Raw genomic sequence first — 19,546 nt, forward strand, 5'->3', positions numbered from 1 at the left:
ATGACAAAACGCGCCTATTAAAGGACCAAGTTCAAAAGGAGACCGTGCTAGATGAACCCGACGACATTTCGTAACCCCATTTTACCAGGATTTTATCCGGATCCATCCATTTGCAGAGCAGGGGAAGATTATTATTTAGTAACTTCTTCTTTTGAGTATTTTCCTGGTGTTCCTATTTTTCATAGTAAAGATCTAGTGAATTGGAGGCAAATCGGTCATGTTCTTGACCGTCCTTCTCAGCTTGATTTGGACGGGACTCCTACATCCAAAGGTATTTATGCAGCGACGATACGCTATCATCAAGGAATCTTCTATATGATTACTACCTTTGTAGTTAGTGCTACAGGGGCACGCAGAAATTTCTTCGTCACGGCAGAGGACCCGGCAGGGCCTTGGTCTGATCCATACTGGCTTCCTGATGCTCCGGGGATTGATCCTTCGCTATTCTTCGATGAGGACGGTAAAGCCTATGTGATGGCAAACCGACAGCCGCCTGCAGGTCAACAGTATCCTAAGCATATGGAAATTTGGCTTCAGGAGTTGGATCTGGAAACCAAACAGCTGATTGGTCCAAAGTTTAGTCTATGGGACGGTGCACTGAAACAAATCCATGCGCAGGAAGGTCCTCATTTATATAAAATCAATGGCTATTATTATTTGATCATAGCAGAAGGGGGAACCGGTTTTACTCATTCAGTCACGATAGCAAGAAGTGAGACGATTGCTGGTCCCTATGAAAGCTGCAAATCAAATCCTATCTTAACCCATCGTCATCTAGGAAGAAGCTATCCTGTTGTTAATGTGGGGCATGCAGATATCGTAGAGACTCAAGATGGGGAGTGGTGGATGGTTTGTCTAGGTTCACGTCCTTATGGTGGCGATTACAGAAACCTAGGGAGGGAAACCTTTCTGGTTCCATTTATCTGGGAAAAGGGCTGGCCTGTTATTAATCCAGGTAAAGGCATTGTCGAAATGGAAATGTTCCGGCCTAGCTTGCCAGTAACGAGATGGCCGTCCGCATCAGCGTGTGATCATTTTGACGCACCGACGCTTGGGATGCAGTGGAATTTCATTCGTACACCGCGCGGCGATTATGCGTCGCTCACGGAACGGCCTGGGCATTTGCGCTTGAAGCTAAAGACGGAACGTCTGTCGGAGGGTGCCAATCCAAGCTTTATTGGTCGGCGTCAGCAGCATATGAGCTTTACCGCGCGAACGGTGATGGAATTTGCTCCTCAAACGAATAATGAAGTAGCTGGACTGGTTTTGCTGCAAAACCAAGACTACCAATTTAGAATGGAATACGCTATGGGTCAATCAAGTCGGATTATTAGATTAATTACTCGCAAGGCAGGCGAAGAAATGGTATTGGCAGCACATGCTGTGGATGCATCCAAGCTGTACTTAAAGGTTGAGGCGATAGGACAAGCCTATCATTTCTATTATGGAACCGGATATGAGCAATGGATTGCTTTGGCAGAGGGTGTAGATGGTACCTTATTAAGCTCTGATGTTGCTGGTGGCTTCATCGGCGCCTATATGGGCTTGTATGCGAGCAGTGAAGGGGAAACGAGCACTAATTATGCGGATTTTGATTGGTTTGAGTACAGTCCAATAAACGATTAATGAAGGGGAAATGGCGATGACTTCGTCCCAACAACAGATTCAAGAGCTGTTAACCGAAATGGATGCGTTATTCACCGATTTTTATCGTTGGTTGGCCGGGCAATATGACCCGGTTTCCGGCGGTTTTTATTATGCACAAAGCTCATTTGAAATAGATAACTTTATCCCTGATATCGAATCAACGGCGCAGGCATTCAATATATTAGCTCGCTCAGGACTTTCGGACCGACTGCCTGAGCCAATGAAGCAGGATCTCTCAGCTTTTTTCCAAAAGAAACAGGATCCTGTCACCGGATACTTTTTGGATACGGATGAGAATATGCGTAAAGATGAGGTAATGGTTATGAGGGGGCTAGGCTATAGCACCGGCGCCTTACGTAGACTTGGCTCAGCTCCGCTATATCCACTGCCTCATGAAGCGCAAGCGCGTCCAGATTATTTAAGAACGCCTGACACCTATGTGTCATGGCTTAAGAATGTTGATCTGCGCAATAGCTGGAGAGGCTGCGACTTTATGGGGACTCCTAACCACCATATAGCAAGGATGGAAGAGGCGGAGCGTAAGTTGTTCATTGCAGCGGGCGAAGCCTACTTCGCCTCTATCCAAGATGCAGAAACGGGCCTATGGGGTGAAGGAAACCGCTATATCCGCATCTCGGGCACCTTTAAGCTAAGCGCGTTCTATACGCGTTTCGGATTACCCCTACCGAATGTGGACCGTATATATCATACGATATTGCAATGTCTGCGTGAGGATGAGGCGAGAGATATGTGCTGGATTCGCAATCCGATTGATTTGCTCGGAACGTTCGGCCACGTACTGACTATTCCACAGGAGGAATTGGCAGAGATCATTCAAATCACCATTGGCAATATGCGCAAGCTGCTGCGTGCCGACGGAGGATTTTCGAGGGAAATTCATCAATCACCTCCTGCTCCGAATGTGGCACAAGTAAAGGAAGGGGAGTTTTATCCCTATATGCCTATTCCGGTTCCTATAGGAAAGGGAAGGATAGAAGGCGATATGAATGCGGGGACTCAGGCTTTATTAATACGTGAGTTTTGCCATAGGCTGGCAGGAGTAGACCACCAACCTCTGAATCCGTTAACCGAGACTTTCATGCAGGCGATACAAGCTCATTATTAGAAAAGGAGTTCGGTAAAAGTGACAGCTAGAACGTATATGAATCCTATACTGCCCGGATTTCATCCAGATCCATCCATTGTTCGTGTGGGTGAGGACTACTACATGGTCAATTCGACCTTTCAATATTTCCCTGCGATTGTTATTTCTCATTCCCGTGACCTTGTGAATTGGGAATATATTGGGCATGCGATAACAAAAAGTGAAGATATTCCTTTATCGGATTTGCCTGATTCTTATGGAATTTGGGCACCAGACATCTCCTACCATGCAGGAACTTTTACCATCATGGCTACACTGCGATTGCACGGTGCCGGGCGACACAACATCTTGATGACCTCGGACAAGCCGGAAGGTCCTTACTCAAAGCCTATTATTATTAATGAGGAAGGGCTGGATCCTTCTTTGTTCATTGACGATGACGGCAGCCGCTATATGGTCTATGGAGGCGGCGGTGCGAAGCTGCTGAAGTTGAACAAGGAAATGACCGCAGCTGTGGGAGAGCCTGTCTTTCTCTGGCCAGGGACGGGGAAGGCATCTCCAGAAGGTCCACATATTTTGAAAAAGGATGGGTATTATTACATCATATTGGCGGAAGGAGGGACGGAGTACGGACATTGCGTTACAGTAGCGCGTTCTGTAAACCTCACAGGTCCCTATGAATCGTGCCCTTATAATCCAGTGCATACTCAATCTGATCCGACGGCACCGATCCAAAGAGCCGGACACGGCAAGCTGGTACAAACCCAGCATGGAGAATGGTGGATCGTACATCTGGCCGGCAGACCTGTCAATGGGAATTATAGCGTGCTCGGTAGAGAAACCTGTCTGGAACCAGTGCAGTGGATGGAGAATGGCTGGTTCCTTGTGAATGAGGGAAAAGGCCCTAGCAATGTACAAACGGCGCCTGCATTAGAGGAGCATCCATTTCCGTTTGCAGGATTTGATGATTTTAATGAGGATAGAATGCCGTTGCATTGGCAGTTTGCAAGAAATCCAGATCCGAGCGGTTGGTCGTTGAGTGACAGACCTGGGCACTTAAGGTTATGGACTAGTGCATCCGATATAGATTCAATTGAAGCTACAAACGTTCTTGTACGAAGAGAACAGCATCACGTGTATGAAGCCAGCTTGAAAATGGAGTTTCATCCGGAAGTTAATGGTGAGCAGGCAGGGCTTGTGTGTTACTATGATACTCGATGCTTTGTGAAGCTCTGTACCATGTATGACGAAGGATTGAAGATCAAACTGATTGAGCGCCGGGCTTCTACAACCCAAGTTCTGAAAGAGATGGACCTTACTGACGGACAAAATCTTTATTTGAAGGTTGGCGTACAACGGGAAACCAGATCCTTCTATTACAGCAGGGATGGAAGGACGTGGGAGCTACTTGGGACGATCCCGGACGCTACATTCCTAAGCGATGAAGGAACCATGGAGAAAAAAGCTTTTACAGGAACGATGGTAGGCTTTTATACCAGCAGCGGCGGTTCGGGGAGACGGATCACGGCAGACGTGGACTGGTTTAGATACGAATTTCAGCAATAATGAAGCGTATAAAATTAGTTTTATTGCCAAGTACATGAGTTGTAAAAGAACAGAAAACGTAGTCCTGTAGCAAACCGCGCATAGCGCGGTTTTTTATTTAAAAGAATGAGTTTCTATCCATTGTTAAAGACAGAACTTGCTCTATATTCACTTATTCACTATTAAGGTTCCATTCAATAGCATCCTCCACTAAACTAAACAAGTTTAGTTTTCGGGTGAGAATGTCATTATTTTTCTTTAATATTATATATTTTTGGGCTTATTAGTATAAAAACTGAATAGTTTATATGGAATTCATTAATTTTATATAAAATGTTTACATAAACAAGTTGACCGTTTTAGTTGAATGGTGCTATGATTTGGATGAACATGGATGTTTGAATAAAATCGATGATTGCTCAAGTTCGTGAAGGTAATGAAGCTATGCTCGTGTAAATTGGGGGAAATTCAACAAATGATAGCGTTTACATTTTAGTGGAAATTAATAGATATGGAGGATGAAGCATGATAACCGAGGCATATAACTGTGATGTTGAACGGTGGAGTCTTTTCGAGCTTTCCTTACAGGGGCCACAGTCAGGAAATCCTTATAAGGAAGTTCAGTTGGAGGCACAATTTCAGCATAAACACCGCGTAGTTAAAGTGGATGGATTCTATAACGGGGCCGGAGAATACAAAATTCGTTTTATGCCGGACTCGACAGGAGAATGGACCTTCTCCGTAACCAGCAGCAGCCCTGAACTAAATGGTGCATCAGGAAGCTTTTGCTGTACTCCAGCCATGGCTGGCAACCGGGGGCCGGTTCGAATAAAGGATAACGACCGATTCGCATACGAGGACGGAACGCTCTATCGTCCGTTCGGTACCACATGTTATGCATGGACACATCAAGATCTGGAGCTGTCAGAGCAGACTCTTCGCACGCTTGCTGACGCTCCTTTTAACAAAATTAGGATGTGCATCTTTCCTAAAAGGTATAGCTTCAACACGAACGAGCCAGACTGCTTTCCTTTCTCAGGTTCTAGGGAGGAAGGGTTTGATTTGAATCAGTTTAATCCAATGTATTGGGAGAGACTTGAACAAAAGATATTCCAGCTGCAGCAACTTGGCATTGAGGCTGACTTGATCTTGTTTCACCCTTATGACAAGGGACATTGGGGCTTTGACAGGATGGATGCCGATGCGGATGAGTATTATTTACGCTACACCATTGCACGGCTGGGGGCTTATCGCAATGTGTGGTGGTCGCTTGCGAATGAATTCGATTTTATGAAAGCTAAAACCATGGAGGATTGGGACCGGCTCTTCCGCATCGTTCAGGAGTCAGATCCTTATCAGCATCTCCGATCCATCCATAATGGCACTAAGATGTATGATCCAACCAACCTTATCATATACGACCACCGCAAGCCTTGGGTGACGCACGTGAGCATGCAGTATTGGGAGCTGCAAAGTATGTATGCTTGGCGCAAATGTTACCAGAAGCCTATCGTCGTTGATGAATGCTGCTACGAAGGCAACCTGCCGCAGCGATGGGGAAATATTACTGGAGAAGAGATGACATCACGGTTCTGGGATGGATTTACCAGAGGCGGTTATGTTGGACATGGGGAGACCTTCCTGCATCCTGATGAAGTGGTCTGGTGGTCTAAAGGCGGACAACTGTATGGGGAAAGCCCATCACGAATCGCTTTTCTACGGGGAGTCTTGGACGAGGCGCCAGCAACTGCTGTTCCTATCGAACGGTTCCGTGATGCTCCAGCCATCGGGACCGAAGGGGAATATTACCTACAATACTTCGGTATTCATCGTCCTGCCTATCGGGAGCTACCACTTCCAGAAGAGCAGAAGTTCACGATAGAAATGATCGACACCTGGAACATGACAGTGACTAAGCTGGATGGTGAATACTCGGGTCTTTGCCGTATTGAAATGCCCGGGAAACCCTATATTGCAATTAGAGCTCGATTAGCTTAGATCATTAGGGGGGGCCGAGGACAAGATCGATTTACAGTGCGGTGTTACTCTTTGCAGGAGCAAATCCAAGGTTATTTGAAAAAGATATCATTAGGGGTGATTTCAGTTGGCTAAACAAGTTCTAGCTTCTACGATTTGGCTCTGTGCATCATTATCTCTTGCAACTGGGTGTACGCAAACACAAAATCATGTTGAGCCAACGGGCTCCCCATCACCTTTACCAGCAGTTCAAACGACTAAGGATCCGGTTGAAATCACTGTCTATTCAGCTCCGGGTGATTCGGAGGATTCGTGGAATGAAAACTATGGAAACGCTATCAAGAAGAAGTTTCCCAACTATACAATCAAATTCATTAATCCAAGAGGCAATGACGCTTTAAAGCTCCAAAATCAAATTGTGGCTGGCCAAAATATCGATATCTATTATGAATCGATCGGCGGCTTTTTCTCAAGTGTACCCGACAATAATTTACAATACGATATGTCAGACCTGGTCAAAAAGTACAACCTTGATTTGAATCGATTTGAACCGAGTACTATAGAAGCCATGAAGAAAAACACTGGAGGACAATTGTGGGGCATTCCAGTTTATACCAATAATATGATTATGTACTACAACAAAGACATTTTTGATACATTTGCTGTCCCATATCCTAAAGACGGAATGAGCTGGGAGGAGGTATTGACGCTTTCCCGCAAGCTCACTAAACGTGAGAACGGTAAACAATATGCAGGACTTGCAGTATCTCCCGCACATATTCTTAAGATGAACCCTTATTCGTTACCCTTCATCGACGCGGCTTCGGGTCAAGCTACGATTAACAATGAAGAGAAATGGAAGAAAATGTTTCAGACGTTCTTTATTGATCCGTCGACCGGAGCAGATTATCGTGAAGCCATCCAGGCTTTGGGGAATAAGCTTCCTTACACCGATCAGTTTACGAAAGACCAGACGTTGGCTATGTTCGTTGTGCTTTCTAACTTGCCAACTCTGCTTCCTCAGGATTTTGCTCAAGTGAACTGGGATATGGTCTCGGCACCTGCCTTTAATGATCTTCCAGGTGTAGGTACCCAAAGCTACCCGACTTATTTCTCAATCCCTAACTTCAGTAAGCACAAAGAAGAGGCTTTCCAAGTCATTCAGTTCCTGTCTTCTGACGAAGTGCAGAGAGACAATGCAAAGAAAGGGATCATGTCCATCTTAAAGGGCAGCGAATTCAAGGAAGCCTATGGTAAAGAAAGTAAGTTTAAGGACAAGAACTATAATGCAGCTTTTTTCCACTCCTTCGCACCCATCATGCCTAAAACGAAGTACGATTCGATTGCAGAAAAAGCTTATACGAAATCGCTGGTCGATCTCTCCCTGGGGAAAATCGATTTGAACACGTTATTTCGTAACGCGGAAGAAGAAACCAACAAAGGAATCGCCAGCTTGAAGAACAAATAAACGCTCCATTCATTTACTTTTCAACATTGGATTGCGGAAAATATCTACTGTTTGCGGTATATAAAAGGAGTCGATACGATTCGGCTCCTTTACTCTACGGCTTGGCTTGATTTACGGATTATAAGCTTCGTATCAATAAATGATTTGGTCCTAACGGTATTGACTCCTTCGATCATATTCAGCAGGTTGGAAACGGCTAGTTCAGCTATCTTGGCCTTTTCGACATGAACGGTGGTTAATTCCGGCGAAACAATCATCGTTTCACGGATATTATCGAAACCGACGACGGAGATATCCTCTGGTACACGGATTCCGAGCTCTGTTAATGATTTGATAACGCTGATAGCTATGTAATCGCATTCGCAAAATAAAGCGGTGGGCATAGCATCGCCAAGCTCTGTGAACTTTCCCTTCAACTCTTCCTGAGAGATGAACGTTGTGGGTGATGCTGAGAAGAGCAGTGTTTGTTCGAGTTCCAGCCCTTCCTCCCTTAGAGCTGTCATGAACCCGGATTTTCGGGAATCAAAATTATACATCCTGGAGGTCGATTGCACGTAACCGATACGTCGGTGGCCTAGATCAAGAAGATGGCGTCCGGCTTGATAAGCACCCATCTTATTATTCATGACGATGAAATGAACATTGAGCGTTTCGTAGCATGTATCGAGAACAACCAAATTGGGCTGCTTTTTGGCGATCAACCGAATTTGCTCCTGTGTCAGGTTGGTCCCGAGAAGAATCATGCCGCCTGCCTCATGTTCGTTCTCCAGCTCTTGAACAGTGGACTCGAATGCATCGATTTGAATGGATGAGAAAAACAATGAATATCCTCGTGAGCGGCACTGCTCCTCAATATCATGAATAAGCTCCATAAAAAAAGGCTGATTGTAATAGTGTTCCAGAACTATACCTGAATTGGTGCAAGCGACGAAGCGAAGTGTATGGGTGATGCTGCTATTTACATCTCCAGCTTTAACCATCGTCCGAGGGATATAGCCGGAATCTTTAACGATCTTCAAGATCTTGTCTCTCGTTTCCGAGCTGATGCCAGGTTTGCCGTTAAGCGCAATTGAAACCGCTGATTTGGAAACATTTGCGAGTTTTGCGATATCTTCCATTTTCATTTAAGAAGGCTCTCCTTTAATCCAGTGTAAAAGCCAGATCAGCAAATATGTTAATTTTACTATGGTTTAGTAGGTATTACAATAAAATAACCGATCATCTGCTCACACCTTGAAGTTTTTAGACAGTATTTGTACTCGAAGTCTTTGATGAAAACAGCAAGACAATATAGTTTATACGTTAATCATACATACAACATAAAACACTCAATATTCAGTAGTTCGTACCTTAGTAGAGATGAGGGCTGCAGCTATGACTATAAGTGAAAACTTGATTCAATATAACGGTGCTCAGAACGCCAATATCGACTACCATGACGGTCAACTGAGACCTGTCGTAGGTGTTCACAATTATCAGATATTACGCGCCAATCGCTCTCACCCTGAACAGGCGGATCATTATGGTTGGACATACAACCATGCTCCCATGTTGGCTCATTGGAACGGCCAATTTTTTCTCGAGTATTTGAGCAATCCAGTATCTGAGCATGTGGCGCCTGGGCTCACATTTCTGACTGTATCCGAGGATGGGGTGAATTGGGAGAAACCAAAGGTAGTATTCCCGGCTTATTTAATCCCTAGCGGGGTATATGTTAATCTGGAAGCTCCTGAGCTGCCTGAAAATAGCTTCGCCGTAATGCACCAGCGGATGGGCTTTTATGTATCACCGGAGGATCGATTGCTGGTGATCGGATTCTATGGAATATGTCCGCATTATAAAGTGCATCCGAATGATGGTAAAGGAATTGGGCGTGTTGTCCGGGAAATTTACCGTGACGGCAGCTGGGGACCCATCTATTTTATCCGATACAATCGGCATGCCGGATGGAATGAGAGCAATACACACTTTCCTTCCTATCAGACTTCATCTGATTCAGGGTTCATCGAAGCTTGTGAGGCACTGCTGGCGGATAAGCTAGTAACGATGCAGTGGTGGGAGGAGGACAGAAGTAAGGATGGGTTTTATACTACATCTGGCGGAAAAGCTCCATCCACATATCGTCTCCCCGATGGTAGGTTAGTAGCAGTGTTTAAGTCCTCCAGAGCTTCTATCACATCTGACGACGGGAAGACATGGTCAAAGCTTTATGAGGTTCCGACGTTGATTATGGCCGGAGCTAAGATCTGGGGGCAACAAACGGCGGATGGCCGCTATGCTCTTGTTTATAACCCATCGCCAACTGGCAAATTCCGGTGGCCTCTAGCTGTTGTAGTAAGTGAAGATGGCCTGAATTTTGATAGGATGGCAGTGATTCATGGCGATGTTTCTCCCATGCGTTATTCTGGTGAATACAAGGATTACGGCCCACAATATATTCGCGGAATAGAAGCAGGTAACCAAGTACCTACGGGTAACGAAATGTGGTTAACCTACAGTGTGAATAAAGAAGATATTTGGGTAAGTCGTGTACCCTCACCGTTGAATGTAGCAGTAGATCAGACAGTACAGGACACGTTTAGTGATATGCCGCTTGGTTCTTATGTCAAGGGTTGGAATATTTACAGCTGTCAATGGGCTCGGGTGTCCATTGAGCCAGAGCCCTCTACATCGATTCGTAGTTTAAGGCTGCAGGATAAAGACCCTTACGAGTACGCTAAAGCTGTTCGCGTGTTTCCAGAAAGCCGCAAAGTACATATTGAATGCAAACTGCTCGCTGCACAAAATGACACAGGGCAGTTATATCTCGAGGTTTGCGATTTTAAAGGAACATTTCCACTGCGGCTGATCTTTGATTCGGATGGATGGATTAAATATCAACTGGGAGGACAGCATCCTATGATTCCTTACCAGCAGAATACTTGGTATGTAGTGTCCTTAACGATCGACTGCATAAAGCAAAGCTTCGAATTGATTATTGGAGATTTTCGCAAAAGCATTAGTTTTTTTGCTCCTGTTCTGAGCATCGAGCGTCTCGTCTTTAGAACGGGGGCAATCCGAAAGGAACCGAATCTCGATTCCCGTCTGGATACGGATGATATTCCCGGAGCTGATGAGCAGATAACGGAAGCAAACTATTATTTATCTTATGTGAACACATCGGAGCATGAATAGTAGAATACAGGGTCCTGAGATCAAGCATGCCAATCTGAACTTATTGAGGAGGATGTGCCATGTCTTTGAAAAGAGGGTTAAGTGTGATGGCTGCTGTTGCTCTGCTGTCCAGCTCGGCTTGCAGCGGGAATATTCAAGAGGGTGAGATAGCGGAGCAAGAAACCACTCCCAAACCTGCCGTGTCAACAGCCCCTGTGGAAATAACGTTCTACAGCTCAAGTAAAGAGCCTTTATTCGTTGAAGATGTGAGAAAAAAATTCCCCGAGTACACCATCAAGTATATTCAAAAAGGGACCGGCTTTACTTTTCCGGAGATGATCGCAGGCAATCAAACATTTGATATCTACGTTGAAAGCGCCAGAACTTATGCCCGTGATTTGGTGGGGGCTAAGCTGGAGATGGATTTGACGGACTTAACAAAAAAAGAAAAACTCGATTTAAATCGATTCGATAAGAACGGACTAGACGTGATGAGGTCAGCAGGAGGATTGTATGGACTTCCTATATTTGGTAGCTCTATGGTTATATATTACAACAAGGAAATTTTCGACCGGTTCGGCGTGCCGTATCCGAAGGATGGCATGACTTGGGATGAAATTTACGAGATAGCCAAGAAGTTGACTCGTATTGACGACAAGCCTTATTACGGATATTGGTTGAAGACAAAAAGTTATCTGAGGAAAACCCAGTATTCGTTACCTTTCGTTGATTTGAAGACGGAAAAGTCCCTGATAAATAATGAGAAATGGAAAAAGACGATCGAAACCGTATATGAAAGATTCGCTAGGATACAAGGGATGGAGGGGAAATTCGAAGCTGGATGGCCTGGATCCGATGTGTTCTATAAAAACAAGGATGTTGCGATGTATTTAACGGACTCTGATATGCATCAGGGTGTAAAAGAACTGGATCAAATGAAATGGGATATGGTATCGGTCCCATCCTTTAGCGATGCCCCAGGAATAGGAACGCAGATCATGTACACCTACTTAGGCATTCCCTCATTTAGCAATCATAAAGATGAGTCGATGAAAATCATTCAATATTTAACTTCGGATGAGTACCAGTTGAGTTTGTCAAAGCAAGGGTTTCTGACTGCTTTGAACAAACCGGAGATTCAACAAGCGATTGGTCAAGATACCAAAGATAAGGATAAAAACCTGAAAGCGATTTATTATAACAAAGCAGCCCCTTCAGGCTCTATCACAAAGTATGACGAGTACGTGATAGAAGACGGAATCGATAATGTTGCACTAAGGGAGCTGATTAACAACAAGACAGATCTCAATACAATGATACGAAAAGCTGAGGAGCTCGCGAATCAGTCCATATTGAAAAATAAAAACTAACTCACGCTATTCCAATATGAATGTTTTTGAACCGAATGTCATATGAAGCAAATGTCGCCGCGCTGTGATATTCTTATAGTATAAATATAGGCTCCTACGGGAGTCAAAGAGAGGATAAGGACCATGCTGTTTATTAACAATCAGAATATCACAGACCCGGCGCTCAATCTGGCACTGGAGGAATACGCCCTAAGGAACCTTCCTATAGAGAACGACTATTTGCTGTTCTACATTAACAAGCCTTCGATCATCATTGGCAAAAATCAAAATACTGCGGAAGAAGTAAACCGTGATTATGTTGAAGCCAATGGGGTTCATGTCGTTAGGCGGTTGTCCGGAGGTGGAGCTGTATATCACGATCTTGGGAATCTGAACTTCAGCTTTATTACACGAGATGATGGTAAATCGTTCAGCAATTATCGCAAATTTACCGAGCCCGTTGTTCAAGCTCTGCACCAACTGGGCGTTCAAGCGGAGTTGTCAGGGCGTAATGACATTCAAGTAGGGGAACGAAAGGTATCGGGTAACGCTCAGTTTTCTACCAAAGGGCGGATGTTTACTCACGGTACCTTGATGTTAGATTCACAGATCGAGAATGTAGTATCAGCCTTGAATGTGAATCCATTGAAAATCCAGTCCAAAGGCTTCAAATCGGTTCGTAGTCGAGTCGCTAACATCTCGGAGTTTCTCAGCAAGCCAATGACGATTACTGAGTTTAGACAATATTTGCTGAACTCCATCTTCGGGGGAGCTGAGCCGACTGAGTACATACTGACGGAAGAGGATTGGTCTGCGGTTCGTAAGCTAGCGGATGAAAGGTATCGCAGCTGGGATTGGAACTATGGTCAATCTCCAGCATTCAATGTTCATTCGATGAAACGTCTTCCAGCGGGTACGTTCGACGTGAGATTGGATGTAGTGGAAGGATATATTCGTGGCGCTGTGATCTATGGTGATTTCTTTGGTGTAGGAGACGCCGAGGAATTTGCCGCTAAGCTGACCGGGGTAAAATACGATACTGAAGCGTTAAGCCAATTGTTGGAGGAAGTTGATCTTACTCATTATTTTGGCGCGGTAACGAAGGAAGAATGGCTTGGACTGCTGCTGTGAAGCTTCAGGCATACAACACTTGATTGAAATAATAAAGGTCACGAGAAATCGTGCCTTTTTTTACGTACATAGACAGTGAAGAGTCCTTTTTCCATAAAAAGGATTTCGTAGGCAGCTCGAGAATAATAATAGAATTGAGATCATTTAATACCATAAAAGATAAAGAAGGTTAAACACCTAAACTTGGGAGGTTACTATGGGGGCACCTATATTCTATGGTTCTGTTCATTTGTTGTTTTATCGTGATGAGGAAGTACTGCTTCTGAAGAGGCAAAACACAGGCTTTGCGGATGGTAAATGGAGCGTTGTTGCTGGGAGAATTGATGGTAACGAGGAAGTTGTTTCAGCGGCGATTAGAGAAGCAAGGGAGGAAGCGGGGGTCATCATCGATCCATCCGAGATTAAGGTAGTTGGTGTAATGCATCGGAAGAATACGAGCTCCGAATGGATTGACTTTTATTTGCTGGTGAACTCTTGGCAAGGAATGATTACGAATGCAGAACCGCATAAATGTGAGGAATTGAAATGGTTTAGCTTGCGGGAACTTCCGGATAACATCATTCCCTATATTCGTAAAGCGATCGAAAGAGATCATGAGCAGATGTGGTTTGAAAGCAACGGATGGTGAAGGGGGGATGTATGAACTAGTGGAGCTGCTGTTTGAAGATATTAGAAATCATTGTGACTTTGATCACGCTGAATTTATCGATAAGGGCTTCTCAAGTGCGCAAAAGTATATATTGTATAAGTCAGGGGAGGCTGCATATTTACTGAGAGTCTATGATGGTGCATCCTATTCCCGCCGCGTAGAAGAACAGAAATATCTACAGCAGCACTACGATAACGGAGTGATGTGTCAGAAACCCGTCCATGAGGGCTATGTTCCAGAGCTGGGGCTATGTTTCTTGGTCCTAAATTATATGGATGGAGAAAGCGGCGAAGAGGTACTGCCGAAGCTTACTGTGGAACAACAAGTAGAGCAAGGTTATGCAGCAGGTCATGAATTAAGAAAGATTCATGAGATTACTCCGGAAACGCCATTCAACTGGGCTGAAAAGCGATATACCAAATATATGAACAAGAAAAATAAGGTGGCTGAGCTTGGGGTCTGCTTTGATAAACAAAAAGAGATTGAAATGTTCATAGAAGCTCATTTTGATTTGTTGAAGGAGAGTCGGGTAAGCTTTCAGCATGATGACTTTCATCCCTCCAATTTGATATTTAAGGATAATCGTCTCATTGGGGTCATCGATTTCAGCCGATTCGATTGGGGCGATCCTTGGGAGGAGTTTTTTAAGCTGTCTAAATATACATGTGAGATAAGTAACCACTTTGCTTGGGGACAATTAATGGGATATTTTAATGAACGGATTCCAGACCATTTTTGGCTGAAGTATCATTTGTTCGTTGCCTTAAACCAACATGCAACACTTATCGGTGGATTTCAAAATCATCGCTTTAAAGATACATTACTTAAAATCTCGCAGACTATTGATTCTCATGATTTTGCTGGATGTGGACCGCCTAAGTGGTTCTTGGAGAGCAGCTCCCGTTGATAAGGAGATTTAGTTTATTTTCTTCACTTTATCCTGCATCGTTCGTCAAATTACATGATGGAACGCGAATTTTGCGGTTGCCTGGGAAATAATGATTTCCCAAAAGGAGGCAATGTTTCTTTGAACAGACAAAATTTTGAGGCTGCAGGGACGCTTGTGGATGCTATGAATGAAAAAAAGCCGGAGGAAAGGGAATCCCTTAATCTTCCGGCTTTTTAGTGTCATGGGCCTTACATAGAATGATCCCGCTCGTGCTCCACGACTTCTATGGCAGATGTCTTGTTTTGCTTACGATAGCGAAGCGGGGTGACACCGGTCACCTTCTTAAATGTTGTGTTAAAGTGTGCGACATGCTCGAATCCTGTTTTTTCAGCAATCGTCAGCACCTTCTCATGCGTTTCTCTTAACAATCGCTGTGCTTCCTTTATTCGTATCAATTGAAGATATTCGCGAAAGTGAAACCCGGTAATTTTCTTGAACACTCTGCTTAGGTAGGAGGTGCTTATGTAAAATTGCTTGGCAATTTGCTCGAGTGTTACGTTTTCTTGAAAATGATCATTCAAATGGGTGGCAATCTCCGAAATTTTCTGGTGCATTGGATGAGCGAACTGAAGCGGCTCTTGCTTCCCATCCGTACTGTGCCGATACACTTTAATAAGCAGTTGGTGCAGCAGTGACTTCACATAATCAACATAGCCATCGGCTTGATTCTCGCATTCCGTCAGCAATTCTCTGATCATATGCTCAATTCCTGGCTGTTCCTTCATAGAGAAACGAATTAAACGTGACCCTTGAACAAAGGGGAGGAACTGCGGACCGGAAGGTGTACTGTTAGCAGGGATGAACTGTTCGGAAAAATTGATCAATATGCGTTCGAATTCCTGTACATCCGAGCTGGTTGTCCTGTGTACATCATAAGGATTAACCAGAATCATGTCGCCTCTACGAGCCGTGTAAATGTTGCCGTTTATGAAATACGTACGTTCGCCCTGCAGTAAATAATAAATTTCGTAGAAAGGATGGAAATGTGGCGTCGACATCGTCGAAAACCCTTTTCGATACATGTACTGGATAGAAAAAGAGTCATTCTCGATATAATATTTGGGTCCGAAAATGTCCGGCAATCGAGGTTCCTCCTTTGGCAAAGTATACATCCATTCTATCATTGATTAGCTCATGGTGGACAGCCTGTATTTGTATCATTTCCCCAGGTTTTGTTAACGCTGATGAAAGGTAAAAAAAGGGTTGACAAATAATTTAATTATGTCATAATGATAATATCAAATCGATAATATTGATTGAGACAGGTGATACCATGAATTCCCTTGACAGTGAATCCAACTATAGTGCCAGTAAGTATCGTACCCCAGACGGTGCTCCTGCGGACATCGTCATTTTCACCATTACCTCAACTGAAAGAGAAGGGGTTAAAAAGGCGCTTCCGCTGCGTGACCTTCAAGTATTGCTCATCCAACGCAAATCATGGCCATTCGCAGGTCAGTGGGCGCTGCCGGGAGGCTTTTCTCAAGAAACAGAAACGATCGTAGAAAGCGCGAGGCGTGAATTGAAGGAAGAAACGGGAGTGGATGGTGTTCATATTGAATATTTCAATGTGTATAGTACGCCAAAGCGAGATCCTAGAGGTTGGATCATCTCTCACGCTTTCTTTGCTCTTGTTAATGAGGAATTATTAAAGAAGCGTCGCGCGGCTGACGATGCTTCTGATGTCCGATTATTTAACGTTGAGGAAGCGCTGAAGATGGATCTGGCATTCGATCATGTGGTTATCTTACAGGACGCACTGAACAAAATACGTGAGAGAATGCTGACGACGACGATTGCGAAGGAATTTTTACCGGTGGAATTCACCATTAGCGAGCTGTATCAAGTGATCCAGACGGTATGTCCAGATTTTGAGGAAAGAAACTTCATCCGTAAAATTACTTCAACGCAAAGCAGGAAAGGCATTATTGAAGAAGTCAAGGATACCGACGGAAACGCGGTTCTATCGAATAAGTATTCTCAACGCTCCGCACAGCTCTACTCCTTTACTGATTATGTACCGCAATTGTCCATATACAGTTAACAACGAATTGAGAAAAGGATGGTGCGATATGAAAGCTCTTGTGGTTATCGATTATACGGTTGATTTTGTTATAGGAAAGCTGCCTTGTGGCCAGCCTGCGATTGACATTCAAGATAGAATCACGGAATTGACGAAGAATTTCGTTCAAAATGGAGACTTTGTAGTCATGGCTGTGGATCTGCACGATGAGACAGATACCTATCATCCCGAACATAAGCTGTTCCCACCGCATAATATTCGAGGCACGGAAGGGCGAGAGCTTTACGGAAAGCTTCGTGATGAGTATGAAGCCGATCGGGAGCGGATATATTGGATGGATAAAACGAGGTACAGTGCGTTTTGCGGGACGGATTTGGAGCTTCAGCTCCGGTCGCGCCATATTGAGGAGATTCATCTCGTTGGGGTGTGCACGGACATATGTGTACTGCATACGGCCGTAGACGCTTATAATAAAGGTTTTGCCATCTATGTGCATCAAGATGCGGTAGCCAGCTTCAATGAAGCAGGTCATGCGTGGGCGCTAAGTCATTTTGAAAATACACTTGGTGCAACGATATTGTAAAGTTTTAACTGCAGCAGCATGGAAACAATAGGAGTTAGAGCAAATTTGACGGTTGGATGGAGAGGATCAACATGAATTACGATAATTTAACTTTGCATACGGATAAATACCAAATTAATATGATGTATGCTCATTGGATACATGGAACCTTAAATCAAAAAGCAGTATTTGAAGTGTTTTTTCGCAAGCTTCCCTTTGGCAACGGATATGCTGTATTCGCAGGATTGGAGCGTATCGTTGAATACGTGAAAAGCTTGAATTTCGACGATGAAGTCATTCGATATTTGAAGGAGCAGGAAGAACAGTACGATCCGGCGTTTTTGGAGATGCTGCGGCAGTTCCGTTTTAGCGGAAATATAAGCAGTGCTACTGAAGGAACGATCGTATTTCCTAACGAGCCTCTCATTCGTGTTGAGGCGACCATTTTCGAAGCGCAGCTATTGGAAACGGCACTGTTGAATTTCATGAACTTTCAAACGCTCATTGCCACTAAAGCATCGCGTATTCGGCAGGTTGCACCGACGGATACATTGATGGAATTTGGAACTCGAAGAGCACAGGAGGCGGATGCTGCCATCTGGGGGGCTCGTGCTGCGTATATCGCGGGCTTCGATGCAACCTCGAATATGAGAGCGGGGATGCTCTTCGGAATTCCGAGCAAAGGAACTCATGCGCACGCCTGGGTGCAGGCAAATGACTCGGAGGAGGTTGCATTCGAACGCTATGCGGCCGCTTTGCCTAATCAAGTCACTTTACTTGTGGATACTTACGATACATTGCAGAGTGGCGTTCCGAATGCGATAAAAATTGCTAAGCAAATGGAGCGGCAAGGAAAAAGAATGGGCGGTATTCGTCTGGATAGCGGCGATTTGGCTTACTTATCGAAAGCAGCTCGGACGATGCTGGATGAAGCGGGACTGCCTTATGTCATCATTGTGGCATCGAATGATCTGGATGAGAACATTATGTTCAACCTTAAGGCACAGGGAGCCAAGATCGACAGCTGGGGCGTAGGGACGCAGTTGATAACTGCGGCAGATCAGCCGGCACTGGGCGGCGTCTACAAGCTGGTTGCCCGTGAAAAGGACGGGGAGCTTGAGCCTGTTATTAAAATTTCGGGGAATCCCGAGAAAGTATCGACTCCGGGGAAGAAGGATGTATACCGGATTATTAATAAGGAAACCGGCAAAGCTATTGCCGATTATGTCGCACTTGAGGGTGAGACAGATGTGGTGCAGGGGCAAAAGCTTAAGCTGTTCGACAAAGTACATCCATATATATATAAATATGTGGAGCACTACGATACACAGCCGCTGTTAACTCCAATATTTGTAGACGGTAAGCAGGTGTATAAGCTGCCCGATCTGGATCAAATACGTAAGCATCATCAAAAACAATTAACGATGTTCTGGCCTGAAAACTTGCGAAAGCTGAATCCTGCCGAGTTTCCCGTCAATTTGAGCCCTAAGGCGTACCGGTTAAAAATGGATTTGATCCACCGTTACAAATCGTAAGCTGATTTATTGCCTGAACTGCCAGGAACCCGCATGGTTCTTGGGATTTCAGGTTTTTTTTCATTGGCTGCAAAATATAAATATTTGTGTTGATAACGCTTACCTAATGGCAAGTTTTATAGTATAATGACATCAACTTGTGTTGGAAGCACAGGAAGAACTTAACATCAGGATCGGAGGAAACGTAATGAGGGTACATGAAATGATCATTGCCACCGATTTCCAGCCGCAGTATTTGCAAATGATCGCGCAAAAGGCCAGCTACTTCAGCTCGGACATCAAAATCAAGTTTGAGAAGGAAAACATACAACTGGATGCCAAAAGTATTCTCGGTATGATGCTTCTTCCGATTCGGCAAGGTACCCGAATTACTATCCAAACCAAAGGCAGTGATGAAGAAGAAGCCATTGAAGCCATGAGCTATTTATTGGATAAACATTGAAAATGACTTCA

The 19,546-nt window shown here is 44.4% G+C and carries 16 protein-coding genes; 14 read left to right on the top strand and 2 right to left on the bottom strand.

The window, feature by feature from the left end:
- Window positions 1–51: 51 nt before the first annotated feature.
- The 5 genes from BP97_RS0131295 to BP97_RS0131315 all read left to right on the top strand — a co-directional run bounded on the left by BP97_RS0131295 (window position 52) and on the right by BP97_RS0131315 (window position 7,742).
- A complete protein-coding gene (locus BP97_RS0131295) occupies window positions 52–1,626 on the top strand; it encodes a glycoside hydrolase family 43 protein (protein ID WP_028552608.1) in 1,575 nt (524 codons plus the stop codon).
- Window positions 1,627–1,642: 16 nt separating this feature from the next.
- Window positions 1,643–2,773 (top strand): hypothetical protein, encoded by a 1,131-nt coding sequence (locus tag BP97_RS38120; protein ID WP_051621085.1) that lies wholly within the window; start codon window positions 1,643–1,645, stop codon window positions 2,771–2,773.
- An 18-nt stretch (window positions 2,774–2,791) separates the two neighbouring features.
- Window positions 2,792–4,318 carry a glycoside hydrolase family 43 protein gene (locus BP97_RS0131305; protein WP_028552609.1) on the top strand — a complete coding sequence of 509 codons (1,527 nt, stop codon included), beginning with the start codon at window positions 2,792–2,794 and terminating at the stop codon, window positions 4,316–4,318.
- A gap of 504 nt (window positions 4,319–4,822) precedes the next feature.
- Window positions 4,823–6,295, top strand: a complete 1,473-nt coding sequence (locus tag BP97_RS0131310) for a DUF5605 domain-containing protein (protein WP_028552610.1) — start codon at window positions 4,823–4,825, stop codon at window positions 6,293–6,295.
- Window positions 6,296–6,401: 106 nt separating this feature from the next.
- Window positions 6,402–7,742, top strand: coding sequence for an ABC transporter substrate-binding protein (locus tag BP97_RS0131315; protein WP_028552611.1), 1,341 nt, complete (start codon window positions 6,402–6,404; stop codon window positions 7,740–7,742).
- A gap of 89 nt (window positions 7,743–7,831) precedes the next feature.
- On the opposite strand, the gene BP97_RS0131320 is transcribed toward BP97_RS0131315, so the two are convergent.
- Window positions 7,832–8,866 (bottom strand): LacI family DNA-binding transcriptional regulator, encoded by a 1,035-nt coding sequence (locus BP97_RS0131320; protein ID WP_028552612.1) that lies wholly within the window; start codon window positions 8,864–8,866, stop codon window positions 7,832–7,834.
- A gap of 250 nt (window positions 8,867–9,116) precedes the next feature.
- On the opposite strand from BP97_RS0131320, the gene BP97_RS38125 reads away from it, so the two are divergent.
- The 5 genes from BP97_RS38125 (at window position 9,117) to BP97_RS0131345 (ending at window position 14,931) form a co-directional block, all read left to right on the top strand.
- Window positions 9,117–10,916, top strand: coding sequence for an exo-alpha-sialidase (locus BP97_RS38125; RefSeq protein WP_051621086.1), 1,800 nt, complete (start codon window positions 9,117–9,119; stop codon window positions 10,914–10,916).
- 59 nt (window positions 10,917–10,975) lie between these two features.
- Window positions 10,976–12,265: an ABC transporter substrate-binding protein gene (locus BP97_RS0131330; RefSeq protein WP_028552613.1), complete on the top strand. Its 1,290-nt coding sequence runs from the start codon at window positions 10,976–10,978 to the stop codon at window positions 12,263–12,265.
- 123 nt (window positions 12,266–12,388) lie between these two features.
- Window positions 12,389–13,375 carry a lipoate--protein ligase gene (locus BP97_RS0131335; RefSeq protein ID WP_028552614.1) on the top strand — a complete coding sequence of 329 codons (987 nt, stop codon included), beginning with the start codon at window positions 12,389–12,391 and terminating at the stop codon, window positions 13,373–13,375.
- 196 nt (window positions 13,376–13,571) lie between these two features.
- A complete protein-coding gene (locus BP97_RS0131340; RefSeq protein WP_028552615.1) occupies window positions 13,572–14,003 on the top strand; it encodes an NUDIX hydrolase in 432 nt (143 codons plus the stop codon).
- Entirely contained in the window at window positions 13,984–14,931 is a 948-nt protein-coding gene (locus BP97_RS0131345; RefSeq protein ID WP_051621087.1) for an aminoglycoside phosphotransferase family protein, read from the top strand. The genes BP97_RS0131340 and BP97_RS0131345 overlap by 20 nt, the downstream gene beginning before the upstream one ends.
- Window positions 14,932–15,161: 230 nt before the next feature.
- Here BP97_RS0131345 and BP97_RS38130 read toward each other — a convergent pair whose 3' ends face one another.
- Window positions 15,162–16,055 (bottom strand): helix-turn-helix transcriptional regulator, encoded by an 894-nt coding sequence (locus tag BP97_RS38130; protein ID WP_442952403.1) that lies wholly within the window; start codon window positions 16,053–16,055, stop codon window positions 15,162–15,164.
- A gap of 191 nt (window positions 16,056–16,246) precedes the next feature.
- Here BP97_RS38130 and BP97_RS0131360 point away from each other — a divergent pair, with 191 nt between their 5' ends.
- The 4 genes from BP97_RS0131360 to BP97_RS0131375 all read left to right on the top strand — a co-directional run bounded on the left by BP97_RS0131360 (window position 16,247) and on the right by BP97_RS0131375 (window position 19,535).
- Window positions 16,247–17,017 (top strand): NUDIX domain-containing protein, encoded by a 771-nt coding sequence (locus BP97_RS0131360; RefSeq protein WP_028552617.1) that lies wholly within the window; start codon window positions 16,247–16,249, stop codon window positions 17,015–17,017.
- Between the two features lie 28 nt (window positions 17,018–17,045).
- Entirely contained in the window at window positions 17,046–17,579 is a 534-nt protein-coding gene (locus tag BP97_RS0131365) for a cysteine hydrolase family protein (RefSeq protein WP_028552618.1), read from the top strand.
- A 71-nt stretch (window positions 17,580–17,650) separates the two neighbouring features.
- Window positions 17,651–19,093 (top strand): nicotinate phosphoribosyltransferase, encoded by a 1,443-nt coding sequence (locus BP97_RS0131370; protein WP_028552619.1) that lies wholly within the window; start codon window positions 17,651–17,653, stop codon window positions 19,091–19,093.
- A gap of 187 nt (window positions 19,094–19,280) precedes the next feature.
- Entirely contained in the window at window positions 19,281–19,535 is a 255-nt protein-coding gene (locus BP97_RS0131375) for an HPr family phosphocarrier protein (protein WP_028552620.1), read from the top strand.
- Window positions 19,536–19,546 lie beyond the last annotated feature (11 nt).

The sequence above is a fragment of the Paenibacillus sp. UNC451MF genome (assembly GCF_000686845.1).
Lineage (GTDB): Bacteria > Bacillota > Bacilli > Paenibacillales > NBRC-103111 > Paenibacillus_S.